The sequence below is a fragment of the Arthrobacter arabinosi genome (assembly GCF_054511115.1).
The window spans coordinates 262432-282964 of record NZ_JBTNDF010000001.1 but is presented as its reverse complement, the minus strand read 5'-3'; the positions used below and the strand labels follow the sequence as shown (position 1 = coordinate 282964).

24 protein-coding genes are annotated in these 20533 nt (G+C 70.3%); 6 read left to right on the top strand and 18 right to left on the bottom strand.

The features are described 5' to 3' along the window. Position 1: 1 nt before the first annotated feature. From ACX80P_RS01355 to fabF, 4 genes are all read left to right on the top strand, one after another. Positions 2-967, top strand: coding sequence for an ACP S-malonyltransferase (locus tag ACX80P_RS01355; protein ID WP_459276228.1), 966 nt, complete (start codon positions 2-4; stop codon positions 965-967). Next, the gene (locus tag ACX80P_RS01350) at positions 964-2025 is read left to right on the top strand and encodes a beta-ketoacyl-ACP synthase III (protein ID WP_459276227.1); all 1062 of its coding nucleotides are present in this window, start codon (positions 964-966) and stop codon (positions 2023-2025) included. The genes ACX80P_RS01355 and ACX80P_RS01350 overlap by 4 nt, the downstream gene beginning before the upstream one ends. A gap of 76 nt (positions 2026-2101) precedes the next feature. Beyond that, positions 2102-2347 (top strand): acyl carrier protein, encoded by a 246-nt coding sequence (locus ACX80P_RS01345; protein WP_043445747.1) that lies wholly within the window; start codon positions 2102-2104, stop codon positions 2345-2347. 115 nt (positions 2348-2462) lie between these two features. Next, positions 2463-3698 (top strand): beta-ketoacyl-ACP synthase II, encoded by a 1236-nt coding sequence (gene fabF / locus ACX80P_RS01340; protein WP_459276226.1) that lies wholly within the window; start codon positions 2463-2465, stop codon positions 3696-3698. A 67-nt stretch (positions 3699-3765) separates the two neighbouring features. Here fabF and ACX80P_RS01335 read toward each other — a convergent pair whose 3' ends face one another. The 7 genes from ACX80P_RS01335 to ACX80P_RS01305 form a co-directional block, all read right to left on the bottom strand. After that, the gene (locus ACX80P_RS01335) at positions 3766-4269 is read right to left on the bottom strand and encodes a DUF3145 domain-containing protein (protein ID WP_459276225.1); all 504 of its coding nucleotides are present in this window, start codon (positions 4267-4269) and stop codon (positions 3766-3768) included. Between the two features lie 222 nt (positions 4270-4491). Further along, positions 4492-5424, bottom strand: coding sequence for a tyrosine recombinase XerC (locus ACX80P_RS01330; protein WP_459276224.1), 933 nt, complete (start codon positions 5422-5424; stop codon positions 4492-4494). Positions 5425-5631: 207 nt separating this feature from the next. Continuing rightward, positions 5632-6300, bottom strand: coding sequence for a methylated-DNA--[protein]-cysteine S-methyltransferase (locus ACX80P_RS01325; protein ID WP_459276223.1), 669 nt, complete (start codon positions 6298-6300; stop codon positions 5632-5634). An 87-nt stretch (positions 6301-6387) separates the two neighbouring features. After that, entirely contained in the window at positions 6388-7587 is a 1200-nt protein-coding gene (gene dprA, locus ACX80P_RS01320; RefSeq protein ID WP_459276222.1) for a DNA-processing protein DprA, read from the bottom strand. Further along, positions 7584-9119 carry a YifB family Mg chelatase-like AAA ATPase gene (locus tag ACX80P_RS01315; protein WP_459276221.1) on the bottom strand — a complete coding sequence of 512 codons (1536 nt, stop codon included), beginning with the start codon at positions 9117-9119 and terminating at the stop codon, positions 7584-7586. The genes dprA and ACX80P_RS01315 overlap by 4 nt, the downstream gene beginning before the upstream one ends. Further along, on the bottom strand, positions 9119-9484 hold the full coding sequence (locus ACX80P_RS01310) for a YraN family protein (RefSeq protein ID WP_459276220.1): 366 nt from the start codon (positions 9482-9484) through the stop codon (positions 9119-9121). Before ACX80P_RS01310 ends, ACX80P_RS01315 begins: the two co-directional genes overlap by 1 nt. A gap of 186 nt (positions 9485-9670) precedes the next feature. Continuing rightward, entirely contained in the window at positions 9671-10939 is a 1269-nt protein-coding gene (locus tag ACX80P_RS01305) for an excalibur calcium-binding domain-containing protein (protein WP_459276219.1), read from the bottom strand. 926 nt (positions 10940-11865) lie between these two features. On the opposite strand from ACX80P_RS01305, the gene ACX80P_RS01300 reads away from it, so the two are divergent. After that, positions 11866-12114, top strand: coding sequence for an Rv3202a family protein (locus ACX80P_RS01300; RefSeq protein ID WP_459276217.1), 249 nt, complete (start codon positions 11866-11868; stop codon positions 12112-12114). A 26-nt stretch (positions 12115-12140) separates the two neighbouring features. Here the strand turns inward: ACX80P_RS01300 and ACX80P_RS01295 are convergent, their stop codons facing one another. The 9 genes from ACX80P_RS01295 to rpsP all read right to left on the bottom strand — a co-directional run bounded on the left by ACX80P_RS01295 (position 12141) and on the right by rpsP (position 17583). Then, a complete protein-coding gene (locus tag ACX80P_RS01295) occupies positions 12141-12467 on the bottom strand; it encodes a DUF2469 domain-containing protein (protein ID WP_043445771.1) in 327 nt (108 codons plus the stop codon). Positions 12468-12474: 7 nt separating this feature from the next. Next, positions 12475-13221, bottom strand: coding sequence for a ribonuclease HII (gene rnhB / locus ACX80P_RS01290; protein WP_459276216.1), 747 nt, complete (start codon positions 13219-13221; stop codon positions 12475-12477). Continuing rightward, positions 13218-14054, bottom strand: a complete 837-nt coding sequence (gene lepB, locus ACX80P_RS01285) for a signal peptidase I (protein WP_459276215.1) — start codon at positions 14052-14054, stop codon at positions 13218-13220. The genes rnhB and lepB (ACX80P_RS01285) overlap by 4 nt, the downstream gene beginning before the upstream one ends. A gap of 86 nt (positions 14055-14140) precedes the next feature. Continuing rightward, on the bottom strand, positions 14141-14740 hold the full coding sequence (gene lepB, locus ACX80P_RS01280; protein ID WP_459276214.1) for a signal peptidase I: 600 nt from the start codon (positions 14738-14740) through the stop codon (positions 14141-14143). Between the two features lie 87 nt (positions 14741-14827). Next, complete coding sequence (gene rplS, locus ACX80P_RS01275) at positions 14828-15187, bottom strand: 50S ribosomal protein L19 (protein WP_459276777.1); 360 nt, start codon at positions 15185-15187, stop codon at positions 14828-14830. A 214-nt stretch (positions 15188-15401) separates the two neighbouring features. Then, on the bottom strand, positions 15402-16187 hold the full coding sequence (gene trmD / locus ACX80P_RS01270) for a tRNA (guanosine(37)-N1)-methyltransferase TrmD (protein ID WP_459276213.1): 786 nt from the start codon (positions 16185-16187) through the stop codon (positions 15402-15404). Next, entirely contained in the window at positions 16187-16801 is a 615-nt protein-coding gene (gene rimM, locus ACX80P_RS01265) for a ribosome maturation factor RimM (protein ID WP_459276212.1), read from the bottom strand. Before rimM ends, trmD begins: the two co-directional genes overlap by 1 nt. Positions 16802-16928: 127 nt before the next feature. Further along, positions 16929-17174 (bottom strand): RNA-binding protein, encoded by a 246-nt coding sequence (locus ACX80P_RS01260; RefSeq protein ID WP_199278262.1) that lies wholly within the window; start codon positions 17172-17174, stop codon positions 16929-16931. 1 nt (position 17175) lies between these two features. After that, positions 17176-17583: a 30S ribosomal protein S16 gene (gene rpsP, locus ACX80P_RS01255; RefSeq protein WP_459276211.1), complete on the bottom strand. Its 408-nt coding sequence runs from the start codon at positions 17581-17583 to the stop codon at positions 17176-17178. Positions 17584-17854: 271 nt separating this feature from the next. Between rpsP and ACX80P_RS01250 the strand changes: the two genes are divergently transcribed. Further along, positions 17855-18721: a phytanoyl-CoA dioxygenase family protein gene (locus ACX80P_RS01250; RefSeq protein ID WP_459276210.1), complete on the top strand. Its 867-nt coding sequence runs from the start codon at positions 17855-17857 to the stop codon at positions 18719-18721. 60 nt (positions 18722-18781) lie between these two features. Here ACX80P_RS01250 and ACX80P_RS01245 read toward each other — a convergent pair whose 3' ends face one another. After that, positions 18782-19681 (bottom strand): VOC family protein, encoded by a 900-nt coding sequence (locus ACX80P_RS01245; protein ID WP_459276209.1) that lies wholly within the window; start codon positions 19679-19681, stop codon positions 18782-18784. 109 nt (positions 19682-19790) lie between these two features. Further along, on the bottom strand, positions 19791-20498 hold the full coding sequence (locus tag ACX80P_RS01240; protein WP_459276208.1) for an alpha/beta fold hydrolase: 708 nt from the start codon (positions 20496-20498) through the stop codon (positions 19791-19793). Positions 20499-20533: the final 35 nt, after the last annotated feature.

The following is a 20533-nucleotide window of genomic DNA, read 5'->3' as shown; positions in this document are numbered from 1 at the left end:
AGTGCTTGCAATCGCCTGCCCCGGACAGGGCTCACAGACACCGGGCTTCCTGAGCCCCTGGCTCGAGCTACCCGGAGTCCGGGACCACCTGGAGCAGCTCGGCGATCGCGCCGGCACCGACCTCGTCCGCCACGGCACCGTCTCCGACGAGGAGACCATCAAGGACACCGCCGTCGCCCAGCCGCTGATCGTCGCCGCCGGCCTCGTCACCGCACGACTGATCCTCCAGGACCACCTGCTCACCGCGGCCACCGTCGTCGCGGGGCACTCCGTGGGCGAACTGACCGCGTCGGCGGTCGCCGGCGCGCTCACCGAGGACGACGCCGTCGCCTTCGTCCGCGTCCGCGCGAACGCCATGGCCGAAGCCGCCGCCGCCCTGCCCACCGGCATGAGCGCGGTCCTGGGCGGCGATCCCGGCGAGGTCGCCGCCGTCCTCGCCGGACTCGGCCTCACCGCAGCGAACGCCAACGGAGGCGGGCAGGTCGTCGCGGCCGGCACGCTCGAGCAGCTGGCCGCCCTCGCCGACGCTCCCCCGGCCAAGGCCCGCGTGATCGCGCTGAAGGTCGCGGGGGCCTTCCACACGAGCCACATGGCGCCGGCAGTGACGGCTCTCGAGGCCCTGCGCCCGAGCCTCACCCCCACCGACCCGCTCGCAACCCTGCTGTCCAACCACGACGGACGGCCGGTCGCCGGTGGCGAGGCCAACCTGGACAGCCTGATCGCCCAGGTCTCGCGCCCGGTGCGCTGGGATCTCTGCATGGAGTCCATGCAGGCGATGGGTGTCACCGGGATGATCGAACTGTCGCCCGCGGGCACCCTGACCGGGCTGGCCAAGCGCGGAATGCGCGGTACGGCGGCTCTCGCAGTAAAGTCGCCAGAGGACCTGGACGCCGCCCGCAGCTTCATCGAGGAGCACTCGCGGACCTCGGATCTCGATCCGTCCCTTACCTCAGAAGGACCCCAGTGAGCATCACCGCCATCAAGCAAGCCCCCCTCCGCGAGCACACCCGCATCCTCGGCGTCGGCGCCTACCGGCCGGAGATCATCGTCACCAACGACGACGTGTGCCAGTGGATCGACTCCTCGGACGAGTGGATCCGGCAGCGGACCGGCATCGTGACCCGGCACCGGGCGCCCCGCGACGTCAGCGTCATCGACATGGCGGAGGCCGCCTCCCGCGAGGCGCTGGCCGCCGCGGGTATCGAGGCCTCGCAGCTAGGCGCCGTCCTGGTCTCGACCGTGACCCACCCGTACGCCACGCCGTCCGCAGCCGCGCAGCTCACCGACCGGCTGGGCGCGACGCCGGCTCCGGCGTACGACATCTCCGCAGCATGCGCCGGCTACTGCTACGGCATCGCGCAGGCCGACGCCCTCGTGCATGCCGGGGCCGCCGAGTACGTCCTCGTCGTAGGCGTCGAGAAGCTCTCGGACTTCATCGACAACTCCGACCGCACCATCTCCTTCCTCCTCGGGGACGGCGGCGGCGCCGTCGTGATCGGCCCCAGCGACGCGCCCGGCATCGGCCCGTCCGTGTGGGGCTCGGACGGCAGCAAGCACGCGGCCATCCGCATGAACCGTTCCCTCATCGACGTGCGCGACTACTCGCTCGGCACCGTCGCCACCGACACCGAGCACGAGGCGGACGCCGAGGCCGGGCGCGAGAGCCTCTGGCCCACCATGCGCCAGGACGGGCCCACGGTGTTCCGGTGGGCCGTCTGGGAGATGGCGAAGGTCGCCCAGAGCGCGCTGGACGCCGCCGGCGTGACCGCGGACGAGCTGGAGGTGTTCCTCCCCCATCAGGCCAACATCCGTATCATCGATGAGATGGTGAAGCAGCTGAAACTCCCCGAGCACGTCTACGTGGCCCGGGACATCGTGGACGCCGGCAACACCTCGGCCGCCTCGATCCCCCTCGCCATGCATCGCACGCTCAAGGAACAGCCGTCGCTCAGCGGAAAGCTCGCTCTGCAGATCGGTTTCGGCGCGGGCCTCGTCTTCGGGGCGCAGGTCGTAGTCCTTCCCTAGTTTTCAAGCCCAGACCGCGAGAGTGCGGTTTGATCATCCCCGCCGGTGCACCGGCAAGAACAGAAAAGGAGCCACCATGGCTAGCAACGAAGAGATCCTGACCGGACTGGCAGAAATCGTCAACGAGGAGACGGGTCTCGCCCCCGAGTCCGTGGAGATGGACAAGTCCTTCACCGACGACCTGGACATCGACTCCATCTCGATGATGACCATCGTCGTCAACGCCGAGGAGAAGTTCGGGGTCCGCATCCCGGACGAGGAAGTCAAGAACCTGAAGACCGTCGGCGACGCCGTGAACTTCATCTCGGGCGCGCAGGCCTAGTTCCTGCAGGTCCGAGCGCTGCGGCCGCTCCCGGCGTCCCCGCCGTGAGCGGCCGCACGCGTAATCCCCCCGCCCCGGTTGTGCCGGCGCACCTCCCAGCTTCGAAAGAGTGACCATGCCACGCAAAGTCGTCATCACCGGACTCGGTGCAACCACCCCGATCGGCGGGGACGTCCCGACCATGTGGGCCAACTCGCTCAAGGGCATGTCGGGCGCACGGACCATCGAGGCCGACTGGGTGCAGGAGTTCGAGCTGCCGGTCACGTTCGCCGCCCAGATCGCCACCCCCGCGTCGGAGGTCCTCTCGCGGGTCGAGGCCAAGCGGATGGACCCGTCCACGCAGTTCGCCGTCGTCGCCTCCCGTGAGGCGTGGCGGGACTCGGGAATCGAGGAGGTCGACAAGGACCGCCTCGCCGTCGCGTTCGCCACCGGCATCGGCGGCGTGTGGACGCTGCTCGACGCCTGGGACACGCTGCGGGAGAAGGGCCCCCGGCGGGTCCTGCCCATGACCGTGCCGATGCTGATGCCCAACGGCCCCGCAGCGGCCGTCAGCCTGGACCTGGGCGCCCGCGCCGGCGCCCACACCCCGGTGTCCGCCTGCGCCTCCGGCACCGAGGCCCTGCATCTGGGCCTCGACCTGATCCGGTCGGGCAAGGCCGACGTCGTCATGTGCGGCGGCGCCGAGGCCGCGATCCACCCGATGCCGATCGCCGCGTTCGCGGCCATGCAGGCGCTGTCCCGCCGGAACGACGAGCCCGAGCTCGCGTCGCGCCCCTACGACACGGGCCGTGACGGCTTCGTCATGGGCGAAGGCGCGGGAGCGCTCGTCATCGAGGCCGAGGAGCACGCCCTCGCCCGCGGCGCACGCATCTACGCCGAGCTCGCCGGCACGTCGGTGACCGCGGATGCCTACCACATCACGGCTCCGGACCCCGAGGGGCTGGGGGCGACCCGCGCCCTGAAGGCGGCGCTCTTCGACGCCCGCGCCCAGGCCGAGGACGTGGTCCACGTCAATGCGCACGCCACGTCGACGCCGGTCGGTGACAAGCCCGAGTACACCGCCCTGAAGTCGGCGCTGGGCCGCCACGTGCAGGACGTCGCCGTCTCGGCGACGAAGTCCCAGACCGGTCACCTCCTCGGAGCGTCCGGTGCCGTGGAAGCGGTCATGACGGTCCTCGCGATCCACGAGCGTAAGGTTCCGGTGACCATCAACCTCGACAACCAGGATCCGGAGATCCCCCTCGACGTCGTGACGGCCCCGCGGGACCTGCCGTCGGGGGACATCGTCGCCCTGAGCAACTCCTTCGGGTTCGGCGGCCACAACGCCGTCATCGTCCTCCGGAACGCCTGAGCCCACGACAGCGGAAAGGCGCCACCCTGATCGGGTGGCGCCTTTCTCGTCGGAGCGTAGCGGCCGGTCAGCCGACCTGGTGCAGCCAGCGCACGGGAGCGCCCTCGGCCGCATGCCGGAAGGGCTCGAGCTCCTCGTCCCACGATTCACCGAGCGCGAGGGAGAGCTCGTGGTAGACGGCGGCGGGGTCACCGGCTCCCGCCTCATAGGCGTACCGGATGCGGTCCTCGGTCACCATGATGTTGCCGTGGACGTCCGTCGTGGCGTGGAAGATGCCGAGTTCCGGGGTGTGCGACCACCGGCCGCCGTCGGCGCCGGCGCTCTGCTCCTCTGTGACCTCATAGCGAAGGTGCGCCCAGCCGCGGAGGGCGGAAGCCAACTGCGCACCCGAGCCCTGGGGTCCGATCCAGGACAGCTCGGCGCGCAGCATTCCGGGCGCGGCAGGCTGCGCTGTCCACTCCATGTCGATGCGCTTGTCAAGCACAGAGCCGATCGCCCATTCGACGTGGGGGCACAACGCAGTAGGGGCCGAGTGCACGTACAAGACACCGCGCGCCATCACAACAGACATTCCATCCTCCATAGCTGTAGGTACGTCTTCCCCAACGACCTGCAGCGGATGGTGACAGTGCGATGAACCTGGCAGAGCTTCACGAGACCTCCCGCTACCATGCGGGAACCGCCTAACTCCTGCTCATTCTGCACGAGGCGCGTGAATTTCGCCACTCCGGCGGCCCGTCGTCCGTTCCGCGGACGAACGGCGCCGGACAAGGCGCTCCGGGCATCGATTGCTTCACGCCCTGGGGTGCGCCTGCTCGTAGCTGCGGCGGAGCCGGTCGACCGACACATGGGTGTACAGCTGCGTCGTGGCGAGGCTGGAGTGTCCGAGGATCTCCTGGACCGCGCGGAGATCGGCACCGCCGTCGAGCAGGTGGGTCGCGGCACTGTGGCGGAGCGCGTGCGGTCCGCGCGCGGCGGTGTCGCCCAGCGCGTCGAGGATTGTCCTGACCTGTGTGCGCACGGCTCTCTGGTCGATGCGCCCCCCTCGCCGTCCCAGGAAGAGGGCCGGTCCGCTCCTGTCGGACGCCCACTGCGGCCGGCCGATCCGGAGCCAGTCGTCGACGGCGTGGGCGGCGGGCACGCCGTAGGGGACGGTGCGCTCCTTCGCCCCCTTGCCGAGGACCACGAGGGTACGGCGCTCGGTGTCGAGGTCGTCGATGTCGAGTCCCACAAGCTCGCCGACGCGGACGCCCGTCCCGTACAGCAGTTCGAGCATCGCATGCAGCTGCAGCTCGTGGGGGTCGCCCGGCGCGGTCCGCTCGGCGGCGCCCGTGAACATCGCGGCCGCCTGCGGCTGGCTGAGGACGGCGGGCAGGGTGCTGGTGCGTTTGGGTGCGCGGAGGCGGAGGGCGGGATTGACGGGGACCAGCTCCTCGCGGACGGCCCAGTCCATGAACGTGCGGACCGACGCGGCCCTGCGGGCGATCGTCGACCGCGCCAGGGCCGCGGCGTCGAGCGCACCCAGCCAGGCACGGAAATGCCGCAGTTCCAGCTGTGTCAGCGCGGTGACGCCCGACTCCCCCGCGTGCAGCAGGAAGAGTTCCACGTCCTTCAGGTACGCGCGCACCGTGTGCTCGGAGCGGTTGCGCTCCCGTGTCAGGTAGTTCCCGAATCCGTCGAGGCCCGCACGGAGCCCGTCCGCCAGTGCCGTACTGCTGTCTGCCATGAGTTCCTCCGCTCCCAGTATCCACGGCGCCCTTCGTCCGGCCGGACCACTATCGCGGCGGAGTGTCGGTAGGCGACTCCTCCACCGGTCCGTTCCGGCTGGCGGCTCCAGCGCGGACGGGGTCCGGGCCCTGATCCGAGGGATGGGTGCGGCCGGGTCACAAGCCTGCCTGCCCGGGGGCGGCCCGCATGCCGCTGTCGGACAGGCTCACGGCTGCACGTCCTGCACGGGTGCGGGGCCGGATCCGTCTCCGCTACCCGCTTCCAGCTCGAGCAGCGCCCTCTTGACGTCGGTCCCTGCGGCGTACCCGATCACGGCGCCGGTCCTGCTGACCACCCGGTGGCCGGGCACGAGGATCGACACGGGATTGCTCCGCACTGCTGCCCCGATCGCCCGGCCCATCGCGGGGTTGCCGAGCCGGGCGGCGATGTCGCGGTAGCTGCGTCTCTCTCCGTAGGGAATCGCGCGCAGCTCTGCCCAGACCAGGCGCTGGAAGTCCGTGCCGTGGAGCTCGATCGGAGTGCCGAAGGCGTGTCGTGACCGGGCGAAGTACTCGCCGAGCTCACGGGCCGCCCGGAAGAGCAGGTCGACGGTTCGGGCGGGAGGGGCCGGGGCTTCCGGGAGGAGTGGGTCGACCATCCCGGCTGTCGGGGCCGCGGCTCGGCCTCCCGGTGCCGGCGGGATGCCCCGCACGGGCAGGTGATTGCAAACGATGCGGTGTCCGAGACGGGCCGGTGCCGGCGCCGGGGAGTGCCCCTCGTGGTACAGGCCGACGACCGCATCGGCCCCGGCGACGATCGTCAGAGGACCCACCGGGGACTGGATCTCGTGGTGCCACAGCTCGTTGTCAGGGTCGACGGCGTGGGTACTGGTCATGGGAGTCCTCCTGGGTAGCGGGTCTCGATGGATGGATCTCGGCGGGGTGGTGCCGCGGCAGTAGGTGCTGGCCGGTCCGACGGCGCCTCACGGTCTCCGGCGGCGCCACCCGCCGTCGGCCCTGGCGGCGAGCCCTGCCAGCTCGAGGCGCGCAAGGCCGCCGATGACGTCCCGCGGGGAGAGGCCGGCCACGATGGACAGCTTGTCGACGGTCGTCGCTGCCCGGACCGGGAGGGCGTCCAGCAGCAGCAGGTCGGGGATGGTCAGGCCGTCGTGCTCGAGGACCGGAGCGGCGTCGGCCCGGGCCTGGTCGCCGAGCGGTTCGGAGCCGAACGGGCCGGCGAGTTCGGCGACGTCGGCAGCGTCCGTGACGCACACCGCCGTGCCGTCCCTCAGCAGCCGATGGCACCCGGCGGAGTTGACCGACTGCACGGAGCCCGGGACCGCACCGACCGGTCGGCCCAGGCCGGCCGCGTGATGGGCGGTGTTGAGCGCGCCGGAGCGCCAGCGCGCCTCGACCACGACCGTGACGGCGCAGAGCGCTGCAATCAGGCGATTGCGCTGGAGGAAACGCCACCGCGTCGGGGAGCTGCCGGGCGGGACCTCGGAGATGAGCAGGCCCTGGTCGGCGATCGTCCGCAGGAGGTCCTCGTTCCCGGCCGGGTAGTACCGGTCGATCCCGCAGGCCAGGACGGCGATGGTCGAGGCAGGACTCCCGCCCCCGGTCGTGCCGAGTGCGGCACGGTGCGCTTGAGCGTCGATGCCATAGGCGCCGCCCGAGACCACCGTGTAGCCGCGGCCGGCGAGCCCTGAAGCGAGGTCGGTGGTCACGGAGGATCCGTAGGTGGTGCTGTCCCGTGATCCGACCAGTGCGGCGAGGCGCTCGAATGGCGGGATCTCGTGCGGTCCCCGCACCCAGAGGCACAGCGGGGCCGCCTGCTGCAGGTCATCCAGTGCAGCGGGCCATTCGTCGGACTCGGGGATGACGAGCCGCCCACCGAGCCGGTCGAGGGTCCCGAGGTCCCGTTCGGGTGCGAGGTCGCGGAGGCGGGGTGCCCACCGCGCCAGTGCGTCCTCCAGGGGGACGCGTCGGCCGTCGGGGAGATCGAGTGCTGCACAGAGCCGGTGATGGAGGTCCGGGCCCCCGCCGGTCTCCCGCCGTGCGATCCGCAGGGCATCCAGGGGGCCGACGATCGACACCAGTGCGAGGCCGACGGCGTCGGAGGGTTCGACCAGTCGTGACAGGGCGGCCCGGGCGAGACGGAGGTCCTGCTGCTCCCGGCTCATGCGGCGCGCTCCTGCATGCGGAAACCGAGGGCCGTCACGACGTCGTCCGTGGTCGGACGGGAGCGTCCGGCGAGATCCGCGATGGTCCATGCGACCCGCAGGACACGATCCCAGCCGCGCGCGCTGACGAGGTTCCGGTCCAGCGCCCGGTCGAGGGGGGCTGTGACGGCTCGCGGAAGGGCCAGCTCCCCCCGGAGGATCCGCCCCTGGACCTCGGAGTTGGTGGCGTAGCTCCAGCGCCGGAGGCGTTCGCGCTGGGCCGCCCGAGCCGCGGCGACCCGACCGGCCACGGCGGCGGAGGTCTCGGGCGACCGGGCGTCCGCGTAGTCGACGAGGCTCACCCGCTGGACGGCCAGCTGCAGGTCGACGCGGTCCAGCAGCGGACCGGAGAGACGGTTGAAATACCTCCTTCGCTGTTGGGCCGTGCACAGGCAGTCGATGCCCTTGCCGTTCGCGAGACCGCAGGGACACGGGTTCAGGGCCAGGACGAGCTGGAAGCGGGCAGGGTAGGACGCCGTGCCGGAGGCTCGGTGCAGCACCAGCATGCCGCTCTCCAGCGGCTCCCGGAGCGCCTCGAGGACCCGCCTCTCGTACTCCGGCGCCTCGTCGAGGAACAGGATGCCCCGGTGCGCCCGCGACGCTGCACCCGGACGCGGGATCCCGCTGCCACCCCCGATGATGGCGGCGGGCGTCGCCGTGTGGTGCGGGCTTTCGAAGGGCGGCTTCCGTACCAGCTCGGTGCAGTGCCGCTCGCCGGACAGGCTGTGGATCGCCGTCACTTCCATCGCGTGGTCGTCCTCGAGATCGGGGAGGATGCCGGGCAGTCGCTCCGCGAGCATCGTCTTGCCCGCACCGGGAGGTCCGACCATCAGGAGGTGGTGCGCCCCGGCGGCGGCGATCTCGAGCGCGAATCTCGCCTCGTGCTGCCCCGCGATGTCGGAGAGGTCCTGCGTGGGCGTGGGCCGGACCGCCCGCACGACAGGCTCGCTGCGGAGGACGGGCTCGGGCAGGGCGACCTGCGCCGCGTCCGCCCCGTAGGCGAGCGCCACCTCGGCGAGCGTGCGATAGGAGCCGACGTCGGCGGTGGGGACGAGAGCGGCCTCCGGAGCGTTCTCCTCAGCGACGACGATGCGGTGGTGCCCGGCGTCGACGGCAGCCATCACGGCGGGCAGCACGCCGCGGACCGGCCGGAGCTGCCCGTCCAGTCCCAGTTCGGCGATGAAGACCGTGGAACCCACGCCTCGGACGTCCCCGGCGGCGGCCAGCGCCGACATGACGATTGCGAGGTCGAACGAGGACCCGCGCTTGGGCAGGGACGCGGGGATGAGGTTCACCGTGATCTTGCGGCGGCTGAGCGGCACGCCGGCGTTGCGGGCGGCGGCCCTGATGCGGTCCTTGGCCTCGTTGAGCGAGGCGTCCGGGAGGCCGAGCAGCACGAACGCGGGCAGGGTCTGCCCGATGTCCGCTTCGACCTCCACGACATGCCCGTTCATGCCGACCAGGGACACGGCGTAGGTGCGTCCGAGCGCCATCAGATCACGGCCCGCACGTGTTCGATGCGCGGCGCTCCCGTGCCGTCGTCGAGCACGCCGACCGCGTCGACGCGGAGACCACTGAACCGCAGGTTGTGCGCGCGCGCCCACTGCGACGCGAGCCGGTAGAGCCTCTGCAGCTTGCCGGCCGTGATGGCCTCGAGGGGCTGCCCGAAATCGTCCGAACTGCGCGTCTTGACCTCCACGATCACCAGCGTGGAGCCGTCCACCGCGACGAGGTCGATCTCCCCCGCCGGGCACCGCCAGTTCCGATCGATGATCCTCAGGCCCGCCCGCTCGAGGAAGACGGCGGCTGTCGCTTCCCCGCGACGCCCCAACTGATCCTTTGCCACCATGGCTGTCACCTCCGCCCCCAGCGTCGACCCGGCAGGGTGATCCGGGCATGCGGCAGCGGGCTATGTGGACAACCGGGCGCGATCGTCACGGTGTCCGAGGGAGCGACCCGGCATCGCTGGATGAGACTCGAGCAGGACGGCGGGGAGGGGCCGGTTGGTCACAACCGGCCCCTCCCCGTGTGCTACTGGATCGTGCTAGGCCGTGTCGGAGCGGTGACGGCCGCGGCCCGCCAGGAGCATCCCGGCGCCGAGCGCCAGGAGGCCGGCGCCGATGCCCCCGGCGATCTTCATGCTCTCGTCCGTGCCCGTGTAGGCGAGCTGCCCTGTGCTGTCAGCGGCCTCGTCGTCGGTCACGGAGACTGCACCGTTGCCGGTGTTCCTCTCGGTGCCCTCGTCGGTCCGCTTGCCGTCGGTATCCAGCTCGCAGCCGATGCCGTCGCCGTCCCGGTCGAGACCGGCTCGGAAGCCTTCGTCACCGAGGAGGATGGAGCGGCCCAGTACGTTTCGAACCTCGGTGCAGTTCTCGTAGTAGACACCGGCCGCTGCATGGTCGAGCACCGGGAGTACGTTGTCGGGGGTGTCCACGACGACGGGTGTGAGGGGCACGTCCACCGTCACGGGGATCTTCACGTCGACCGGTGCGCCGACGACAGGAGCGCTCTGGACAGGAGTCTCCTTCACCGGGGTCTCCTCCCCGGGAAGCTCGGGAGTCGGCTCCTCCACGGTCGCGGGCGTCTCCGGGGTCGGAACCTCGGGAACCTCCGGCACCTCGGGAACCTCCGGGGTCGGAACCTCGGGAACCTCCGGCACCTCCGGGGTCGGGGTTTCGGGAACCTCCGGCACCTCCGGGGTCGGGGTTTCGGGAACCTCCGGCACCTCCGGGGTCGGAGTCGCGGGGGTCTCCGGCGCCGGAACCTCGGGAACCTCGGGAACCTCGGGAACCTCCGGGGTCGGAACCTCGGGAACCTCAGGCACCTCCGGGGTCTCCGGGGTGGGAACGACGACCGGCGCGGGGACCAACGTATAGGAGTAGTGGGAAAGGTCCTTCCCGCTGGAGTGGCTGATCGTCACCTCCGACTGGGGAACGGACAGGTCGACGGTCTCGGGCCCGTTGTCCTGCTTCGAGGAACCGGCCTTGACGCAGTAGCTCGCAATGAGCTGTCCCTGCGGAGCGGTAATGGTGACCTCCGGGCCTCCGGCCCCGGTGATGTCCTGCTTGCCGCTCGTGCCTTCGCCGCACACCTGTTCGACGGGTTCGGCGCTGTGGCCTGCTGCGAATGCCGGGGCGACGGAGAAGGTGCTGAGACCGGCGGTGACGGCGAGGGCGAGGAGCCCCGTGCGCTTGTTCATATCTGCCTGCAATTCATGGTGGTTGAGTTCGAGGTGGATCGGTCGTAGGTCGTGTTCGACGACTGCTGTCCGGGCGGGTCCGGTGGCATGGCAGATGTCGCTCGTTCCGATCACGGTTGGTGGGTGCTGCGCGACGGTTGTACATCCGTGCTGCTGCCTGGCCGGTGGCGCCGGATGTCGGCCCGCCGGTCGGGAAACTGGTGCGCGCGACGTGTCCTGGCTGTGGTCACCCTGTCGGTTGTCGCCGTGTCGGTTGTCGCCGCTGTCGGTCGCGACGAAGGGGTCCGGCCCGGACTCGCCGGACCGGCAGACGTCAGGTTCTTCTGCAGGTGCGGTGACCGCCGTCGACGTCGAGCCCGGCGGGAGCAGGCCCATGATTCCCGAGGGCAGCGGGAATACGTTTCACTTTCTTTCTCCATTCATAGGAAGTGGCACCGGCACATCGCGACGCTCGATGAATTGAGGCTGAAGCCGACCCCGGAACTGTCCGATCACTTCCGGACAGGGGTCGGCCGACGCCACATTCAGAGTCTGCGAATGCTGCGAACACTTCATGAGTGAAGGCAGAAGGCGCGGTCCCCTCGCGCGAATTGCTCAGTCGTTCAACATTCAATCTACGAATTGGAGAAGGGAATAACACGAGCAGCACCTACGCGTTATTCGCTCAATTGGCCCATAAAAGCAAGTAATTACTACTATCCGCTCGGCCGCCGACCACTCAAGAACCGAGAAGGAACTACCTACCGGACGGCTCCCCTCGCGCCGGCGGTGGCTGTTCGGGAGAACTGCTGACGCCTCGGGGGTCAGGAGGATCCGGGCGGTCCTGCGTCGCCGTCGAGCCGGCGCGGGCGTGATCCCTCGGTGAGGGCGACGCGGGCATGCGGAAGCCGGTTATGGGACCAACCGGGGGACGCGGCCTCCTCGGAGGGACAGGCCTCTGGTGGACGGACGGGCATCGTCCTACCGTGGGTGCAGCGGCAGCCGAACGGGCGCCGCGCCGTCGAGGGATGGAGGACACGGTGTCGGAGCAGAGGAATGTCATGCCCGGTGGGACAGGGGCTCCCGTACGCGGAGGGACAGGAGGGACAGGAGAAGGAACCGGCGGCTCGGAAGCCGACCGGCTGGAACAGGACACGCCGCTGGACGAGGGGGCCGCCCCGGACGGCGTGGGGATCGCCGGCGAAGGGACGGGAGGCTCGGAGGCGGACCGCCAGGAGCAGGCCGCGGACGTCCCGCTGGACGCCGAGGATGCCTTCCCTCATGGGAGTGGGGACGACGACGAGCCCTGACGCAGTCGTCCTGCACGCTCAGGGCGTCAGTTGCCCAGGGTGCCGTCCTTGGGCAGGGCGATGTCGTCCGACTTGGCCAGTTCCTCGACGTTGACGTCCTTGAACGTGATCACACGGACGTTCTTCACGAAGCGGGCCGAGCGGTACACGTCCCACACCCAGGCGTCCTGCAGCGTCAGGTCGAAGTAGACCTCGCCGTCGGCCGAACGCGCCTGGAGGTCCACGTGGTTCGCCAGGTAGAACCGGCGCTCCGTCTCCACGACATAGCTGAACAGACCCACGACGTCCCGGTACTCGCGGTAGAGCTGCAGCTCCATGTCGGTTTCGTAGTTCTCAAGATCCTCAGCACTCATTCGACCATCATCCTCCACTTTCCATACGGGCACCGCCGGGCCGGTCCATGCTCCCCAGACGCCAGGTCCTCCGGTGGTACGCGCTCGGGCCACCCGCGTCGATGGCCGCGCGGTGACCTTCCGTCGCATACCCCTTGTTCACGTCCCACCCGAAGTCCGGGTGATCGACGGAGAGTGACACCATGAGGGCATCCCGCTCCACCTTCGCCAGCACGCTGGCCGCCGCGACGCTCAGGCACTTCAGGTCCGCCTTGATCCGCGTGTGCACGGGGGCCGTGCACCCGACCGCGGGGGCCGGGCCTTCCGCGGAGGACTCGTCCGTCCCGAAGAGCATCCCCTGGGAGCGTGGGGACAGCCAGTCGTGGTTGCCGTCGAGGAGGACGACGTCGGGTGTGACGGTCTCGAGGACCGAGGCCCACGCCCTGCTCCCGGCGGCGCGCAGCGCGGACATCAGTCCCAGCGCATCGATCTCGGCCGCTGAGGCATGGCCGACGGCGGAAGCGACGGACCAGCGGCGGATGCGCGGCACCAGTGCCTCCCGCTCGGCGGGCGGGAGCAGCTTGCTGTCGCGCACGCCGCGCAGCGGAGAAGGCGCCTCGAGATCGACGACGACGAGGCCGACGGACACGGGTCCGGCCAGTGCTCCCCTGCCGACCTCGTCGCATCCGGCGACGTAGCGGTGGCCCGCTGCGGAGAAGGACTTCTCGATGCTCAGGGTCGGGGCGGTGGAGCGTCGCCTGCGCAGGGCGGTCATGGTCCGGTGGGTGCGGGGGTGGGCGCGGGGGCCGGCTGGGGATCCGGCACGCCGTCGAACACGTCGGAGGGGCTCCCGAGGAAGTCGATGCGGTTCAGCGGCCAGGCGATGACCGCAGCCTTTCCCTCGACGTCGTCGATCTCCACGAAGCCTTCGCCGGGCTTGTCACGGTTGGCGCGGGAGTCTGCGGAGGCGTTGCGGTGGTCGCCCATGACCCAGAGCCTGCCGTCGGGCACGACGACGTCGAAGGGCAGGTCGGAGGGGTTCGCGCCCGGGTAGAGATAGGGCTCGTCGAGCGGCTCGCCGTTGACGGTGATGCGACCCTCGGCGTCGCAGCAGATGACGTGATCCCCGGCCAGCCCGATGACGCGCTTCACCAGGTGCTGCTGCGATTCGTCGGGGGCGAGGCCGATGAAGATGAGCGCCTCCTTGAACCAGCCGATCTGCGCCTCCGTCCGGGCGGGGAGCCAGCCCTCCGTGTCGCGGAAGACCACGATGTCCCCCCGCTGCAGGTCGAAGGGCTGCGGCACGAGCTGGTTGACGAAGATGCGGTCGTCGATCTCCAGGGTCTCCTCCATGGAGCCGGAGGGGATGAAGAACGCGCGGAACAGGAACGTCTTGATGAGGAACGAGAGCACCAGCGCGATCACGATGATCGTGCCGATCTCCTTCAGCCACGCACCGAAGCCGTGACCGCGGTCCCCGGCGTCCCGCTGCCGCGACCTGCGCGCGTCGGGTGCCGACCCGTCGGCACGCGGTGCGTCCGCCTCCGACGCCGGTGCTGCAGGGGCCTCGGCCCGCGAGAAGGACTTCCTGCGGAAGCTCCGTGCCATGTGAACAGTTCCCTCTGTAATCGTGATGCCCGGTCACCACCGGCGCCGGGACCGGCCTGGTACGGCGAGCCGGGGGCCGGAGGACGTCAGTCGGAGTGCCGGTCGATCGGGCCGGACCGGTCCAGTGGCCAGACTAGCTGAAAGGCCCGCCCGATGACCCGGTCCTCGGCGACGAGCCCCCCGCCGGGCGAGCCGAGCAGCGACCGCGAGTCCATCGACGCCGATCGGTGGTCGCCGAGGAGCCACAGCCGCCCCTCGGGCACGACGACGTCGAACCTCGTGGTGCTCGGGACGTCACCCGGCTGGACGTACGGCTCGTCGAGGGTTTCCCCGTTGACCGCCAGGGACCCGTCCGGAGTGCAGCACCTGACGGAGTCGCCGCCCACGCCGATCACGCGCTTGACGTAGGTGGTGTCGCTGCCCGCGAGACCGAGCCACTGGCCGGCCCCGGCGAGGACCCGCTCGGGAAGGCTCCGCGGGTCGGTGAACGGGTCGAAGGAGCCTCGGCCGTCGAACACGACGACGTCGCCCCGCCGGATGTCCGGGTCCGCGAGCTTGTCCACCAGGACGCGGTCGCCCTCGGTGAGCAGGGGCTCCATGGATGCTGACGGGATGAAGTAGACGTCGACGAGCAGTCCGCGCACGAGTCCCGTGACGAGGACGGCGAGGACGATGGCGGAGAACACGAAACGCCAGCCCACACAGCGGGGCCGGCGTTTCGGGTGCCCTCCAGCCTGGGACCGGGAAGCGGGTGTAACAGGAGCCAAAAGGAGTTACTTGACCGTCTTCGGGTCGCGCTTCTCCTTGATCTTGGCTGCCTTGCCGCGCAGTTCACGCATGTAGTACAGCTTGGCGCGGCGCACATCGCCCCGCGAGACGACCTCGATCTTGTCGAGGACCGGGCTGTGCACGGGGAACGTACGCTCCACGCCGACGCCGAAGCTCACCTTGCGGACCGTGAAGGTCTCGCGGATGCCGTCGCCCTGGCGGCCCAGCACGAAGCCCTTGAAGATCTGAACACGGGTGTTCTTGCCTTCGATGATGTTGACGTGGACGTTGACGGTGTCGCCGGCCCGGAAGTCCGGGACGTTGTCGCGGAATGATCCTGCGTCGACTGAGTCGAGAATGTGCATGCTCATGCTCCTGGTGGACGCCACAGGTCATCCACGTTGGTCACGGCGGCGAAGGACCGGGCACATGGCCCGGGCAATACCGCCGAAGCAGGTTTTCCGGCCGATCCGATGATTCGGTGGCCGGTGTGTGGAACTGTTGGCCGCACGCCCCCTGTGGCAGGGTTCGGCCCAGTGGACACAAGGCATGATTATTCCACAGCCGCACCCTCGACCGTTAATGCGGCGGTCTCGTCAGCCTGCCGTCGACGACGTCGAAACCCGCCGCGCGCAGGGCCTTCAGGTCCGCTTTCCCGAGGTCGCCGACGTCGACCCGCGCGAGCAGGTCGGGGCGCCGGTCGGCGGTGCGCTCGAACTGTTCGAGCCGCCGCCACTGGGCGATCCTCGCGTGGTTGCCGCTGAGCAGCACCTCGGGGACGTCGCGGCCCCGCCACGAGGACGGTTTGGTGTACACGGGGTATTCGAGCAGGCCGTCGGAGTGGGACTCCTCCACGAGGGACTCCGGGTTGCCGACGACGCCGGGGATGAGCCGGGCGACGGCCTCGACCATCGCGAGCACCGCCACTTCCCCGCCGTTGAGGACGTAGTCGCCGAGCGAAACAGGCCGCACGTCGAACCCGTCCCGGGCCCAGTCGATGGCGCGTTCGTCGATGCCCTCGTACCGGCCGCAGGCGAAGACCAGGTGCTCCAGCCCTGCGAGCTCGTAGGCCATCGCCTGGTCGAACACCGCACCGGCCGGGGACGGCACGATGAGCGTGGGCCGCCCGGCGGGCGCGTCCGTCCGGACCGCTTCGAGCGCCTGCGCCCAGGGCTCGGGCTTCATGACCATCCCGGCGCCGCCGCCGTACGGGGTGTCGTCCACCGTCCTGTGCCGGTCCGTCGTGAACGACCGCAGGTCGTGGATGCGCACGTCCAGCACGCCGTCCTGGCGGGCCTTGCCGATGAGGGACAGGTCGAGCGCGGCGAGGTACTCCGGGAAGATGGAGACGACGTCGATGCGCACTAGTCGCGCGCCCCACCCAGAGCGGCATCGGGCGCGTCGGTGGTCGGAGCGGCGGCGGAGTCGGCCGCGACGTCGTCGCCGTCGTCAGGTGCCTGGTTGGAGCCGGGCGTGTTGAGGTCGAACAGGCCGGCCGGCGGGACGACCGTCACGAAGCCTCCCTGCGGGTCCACCTCGGGCACGATCTCGCTGACGAACGGCACCAGCGCCTCGTGGCCGTCGGCGAGTTCGACGACGAGGAGGTCCTGGACGGCCATGGTCCGCAGGGCGGTGATCCTGCCCACCGAGGTACCGTCCACGCGGGCCTCGAGCCCCACGAGCTCGTGTTCGTACCAGGCGTCGTCGTCGTCGTCCTGGGCGCCCGTCGTGTCGATGAAGAGCTGGGCGCCGCGCAGGGTCTCGGCCTGGTTGCGGTCGGCCACCTGCTCGAAGGCGACGATCAGGATGTCCTTGTTCCACCGCGCCTTCACCACCGTCAGCTCGGCGACGGCCGCGCCCTCGACGCGGAAGGTCCCGCCCGGCTCGAAGCGGTCCTCCGGGGCGTCGGTGAAGAGCTGGACCGTCACTTCCCCCCGGATGCCGTGGGGCTTCCCGATCCTGGCTACGAGTACGTCCATCGTGGTGCTCCTGCTGTGGGTGGCTGATTCATGGGTCCTACAGGGGTGGTGCATGCAAACGGCCCCACCACCAGGTCCTGGTGGTGGGGCCGTTCAGCATCATGCGTGCCGTGAAGCTCGGAGCCGGTCAGTCCCGGCGGCGGTCGGTGTCCACGACGTCGACCCGCACCGGCTCGCCGTCGGCGAGGGCGGACACCACGGTGCGCAGCGCGCGGGCGGTGCGGCCCTGGCGTCCGATCACCCGTCCGAGGTCCTCCTGGTGGACGCGGACCTCGAGCGTCTCGCCGCGGCGGTTGTTCTTCGCGGAGACCCTGACGTCGTCAGGATTGTCGACGATGCCGCGGACGAGGTGCTCGAGAGCTTCGGCCAGCAAGTTACTCTGCCTCGGTTGCTTCCGCAGCGGCGGCGTCGTCGTTCTTCTTCGCCTTCGGCGTGATGGCCTCGGGGACGATCACGGAGCCCTTCTCGGGAGCGACGAACGCTTCCTTGGCCGCCTTGGTCCTCAGGGTGCCTTCCTGGCCCTTGAGTCCCTTGAACTTCTGCCAGTCGCCGGTGATCTTCAGCAGGACGGAGACCTGCTCGGTCGGCTGCGCGCCGACGCCGAGCCAGTACTGCGCACGGTCGGAGTCGATCTCGATGAACGAGGGCTCTTCGGTGGGGTTGTACTTGCCGATCTCTTCGAGGGCACGGCCATCACGCTTGGAGCGTGAATCCATGACGACGACGCGGTAGAACGGTGCGCGGATCTTGCCCATGCGCTTGAGGCGAATCTTTACGGCCACTTGTGTGGTCACTCCTTGTAAATGAAAGGGGGCGAACCCGTCATCCTGCTCCCGTGGGGCGGGCCATTCATGAGGGTTCAAAGGACACAATGCACGTGCAGAGAGAGGGGCTGCACGGATCGAGTACGGAACCATTGTGCCAGACAGGCGTACATTAGGCGATTCAGGCGCACTCCGCGCGGTCTGCGGTCGCGGAACGCTGCGGGCGCCGGGACGGCGGCGCACCGGACGCCGGCGTCTGCCCCCCCCGAGCAACGGAACAGGACGCACCATGACCGACGCACCACGAACGCTCGAGGACATCGAGATCCCGATCCCCGAGGGCGCGGACGAGGAAGCGGCTACGGCCGTGACCGGCCTCTATACCGAGGGCATCATCGCGAAGAAGCAGGCCTTCTCCCGCGCGTGGGCCGAGCGGCTGCGCGAGGACCTCGACGCGGCCTTCGAGGAGGCGCTGTCCCGGCCGAACGGCGCCGTCGGGCGGGGCCCGAAGCGCTACTACGTCGAGATCCATCCGGAGCAGATGAGGGGCTGGCTCGAGCTCGTGGATCACCCGTGGGTACGCATGGTCTGTGAATCCGTGCTCGGTCCCGACTACCAGATCGTGGAGCTGGGCTTCGACGTGCCGGGCGCCGGCGCCGTCAACCAGCCGTGGCACCGGGACTTCCCGATGCCCGAGGAGACCCGCACGAACCGGCGCCTGACCTCGCTGGCGTTCAACGCGACGGCGGTGGACACGGAGGAGGACATGGGTCCGTTCGAGGTCGCCCCGACCACCCAGTGGGACCTCCCCGAGGGCTTCGAGCACGAGATGTTCCCGCCCAAGTCCGCGTACCCCCGCTACGAGTCCCTGGCGCAACGGAAGTTCCCGCAGATGGGAGACATCTCCGCGCGTTCGGCCCTGACCATCCACCGCGGCACCCGGAACGAGTCGCAGAAATCCCGGCCCGTCCTCGTGCTCGGCGTCGACGCCCCCGGTGCGGGCAACGCGGAACACCACGACATGGCGGTCACCCGCGGGTTCTACGACACGCTCCCCCAGCGCGTCCGCGACCACCTGAGCTGCCCCGTGGTGGAGATACTGACCCCCATCACGCAGAAGCACTCCATCGAGGGGCTCATGATGGGCGAGGCCTGACACCTGCCGACGCCCGGACCCCGCATCCCGGACAGCGCCGCCGGGGTGCGGGTCCCTGCCTCAGGCGGGTCCGCCGGACGGGTCCCCGACGGCGACACGGAGGCGGTTCCGCCACGGATCCTCGAAGCGGAGTTCGGCCCCCGTGTGGTGGCTGCCGATCCCGGCGTGGCCGAGGCGATCGGCGAGGGCCGCCACGTCGTCGGCGGCCGGGACGCGGATGAGGACCTCGCCGAGGCCGAGGGTGTCCCTGCGCGGGCCGGCCCCCCTGCTGTTCCAGACGTTCATGGCCATGTGGTGGTGGTATCCGCCGGCGGACACGAAGAGGGCCTGATCGTGCCAGCCTGCGGTGCGCTCGAATCCCAGCACGTCGACGTAGAAGCGGCGCGCGGTGTCCACGTCTCCCACCTGCAGATGCACGTGTCCCACGATGGCGCTCCTCGACTCCGCGGACGACGCGGCGGACTCGGTGAGGTGCCTCCCGAGGTACTCCCCCGGCGGCAGAGGCAGGCTGTCCATCGTCACCTCGCGGTTGCCGTGGCCGTCCTCCCGCCAGCTCCAGGAGTCACGCGGCCGGTCGACGTAGAGTTCGATGCCGTTGCCCTCGGGGTCGCTGAAGTAGAACGCCTCGCTGACGAGGTGGTCAGCCGAGCCCACGTAGGTGCTCCCGGGGTGCCGGGCGGCGGAGGCGACGGCGGCGGCGAGATCGGCCCGATCGGCGAAGAGGAGTGCGGTGTGGAACAGGCCCGCTTCCCCGCGCTGCGGGAGGTTCAGGTGGCGGGCGGCCTCGAGGCGGAGGACCGCCGCCCCCCGGCGGCCGAGGGCGACGGCGTCCGGACCGTCCTCGAGCACCTCGAGGCCGAGGGCGGCGGCGTAGTAGGTGGACATGGACGCCAGGTCGCCGACCTTCAGCGTCAGCGGCCCCATGGCGGTATCTGCGGGCAGGAGATCCTGGGCGGACATGGTGCTCCTCGTGGTGGAAAGCATGACACCCTGCACAACTAATTGAAGCTTCAAGTTATTCCGGGACGACTTCGTCCCCGCTCCCCGATGGGGTGCAGCCGCCTGGCGGTCAGGCCGCCGCATCCAGAGGTCGCGCGGCCAGGAACGCGCGGATCATGGCCGCACCCTCGGCGGTGTCGTGCGGCCGGTGCCCGCCGGCGGTGACCCGGTGGACGGCACCCGTGCCCGCCAGGTACGCGGCGACCTCCTCGTACAGGGGCTCCCATCCGCCCGTCAGCACCAGCGTCCGAACACCGGGGACGATCGACAGCGGGGCCTCCCACGGCGGGCTCTGGAGCCGCAGCCTGGCGGCGTCACGGCGGGCATCGGTCGTCGAGGGCGCGAGCGCATCGGCGTCGGAGACGCGCCGCACGAAGGCCCGCAGGAACTCGTCGTCGGACATCGCGAGGCGCTCCGCGACGAGGGGCATCATGAGAGCGATGTGCGCCGCTGTCGCGGGGAGGTCCACCGTCAGGGAGAAGCACGCAGGCTCCACGAGCGTCAGCGTGCGCACCAGGTCGGGGCGCTCGACGGCGAGCATCATCGCCGACGCGGCCCCCTCGGAGTGGGCGACGACGTGACCCCCGGAGCCCAGGGCGTCGGCGATGATCGCCTGGTCCCGGTGATGGTCCGTCGCGGCGGGCTCCTCCGTGGCGGAGAAGCCGTGCCGGCGGACGTAGAGGCAGTCGAAGTCGATGGACAGGCCGTGCTGCCGGGGCCACGCGGCCGCCCCGAAGGCGCCGCTGCCGTGGACGAAGACCACGCGCTGAGCGCCCATCACTGCTCCGGACCCCGACGGGCCGGATCCACGGA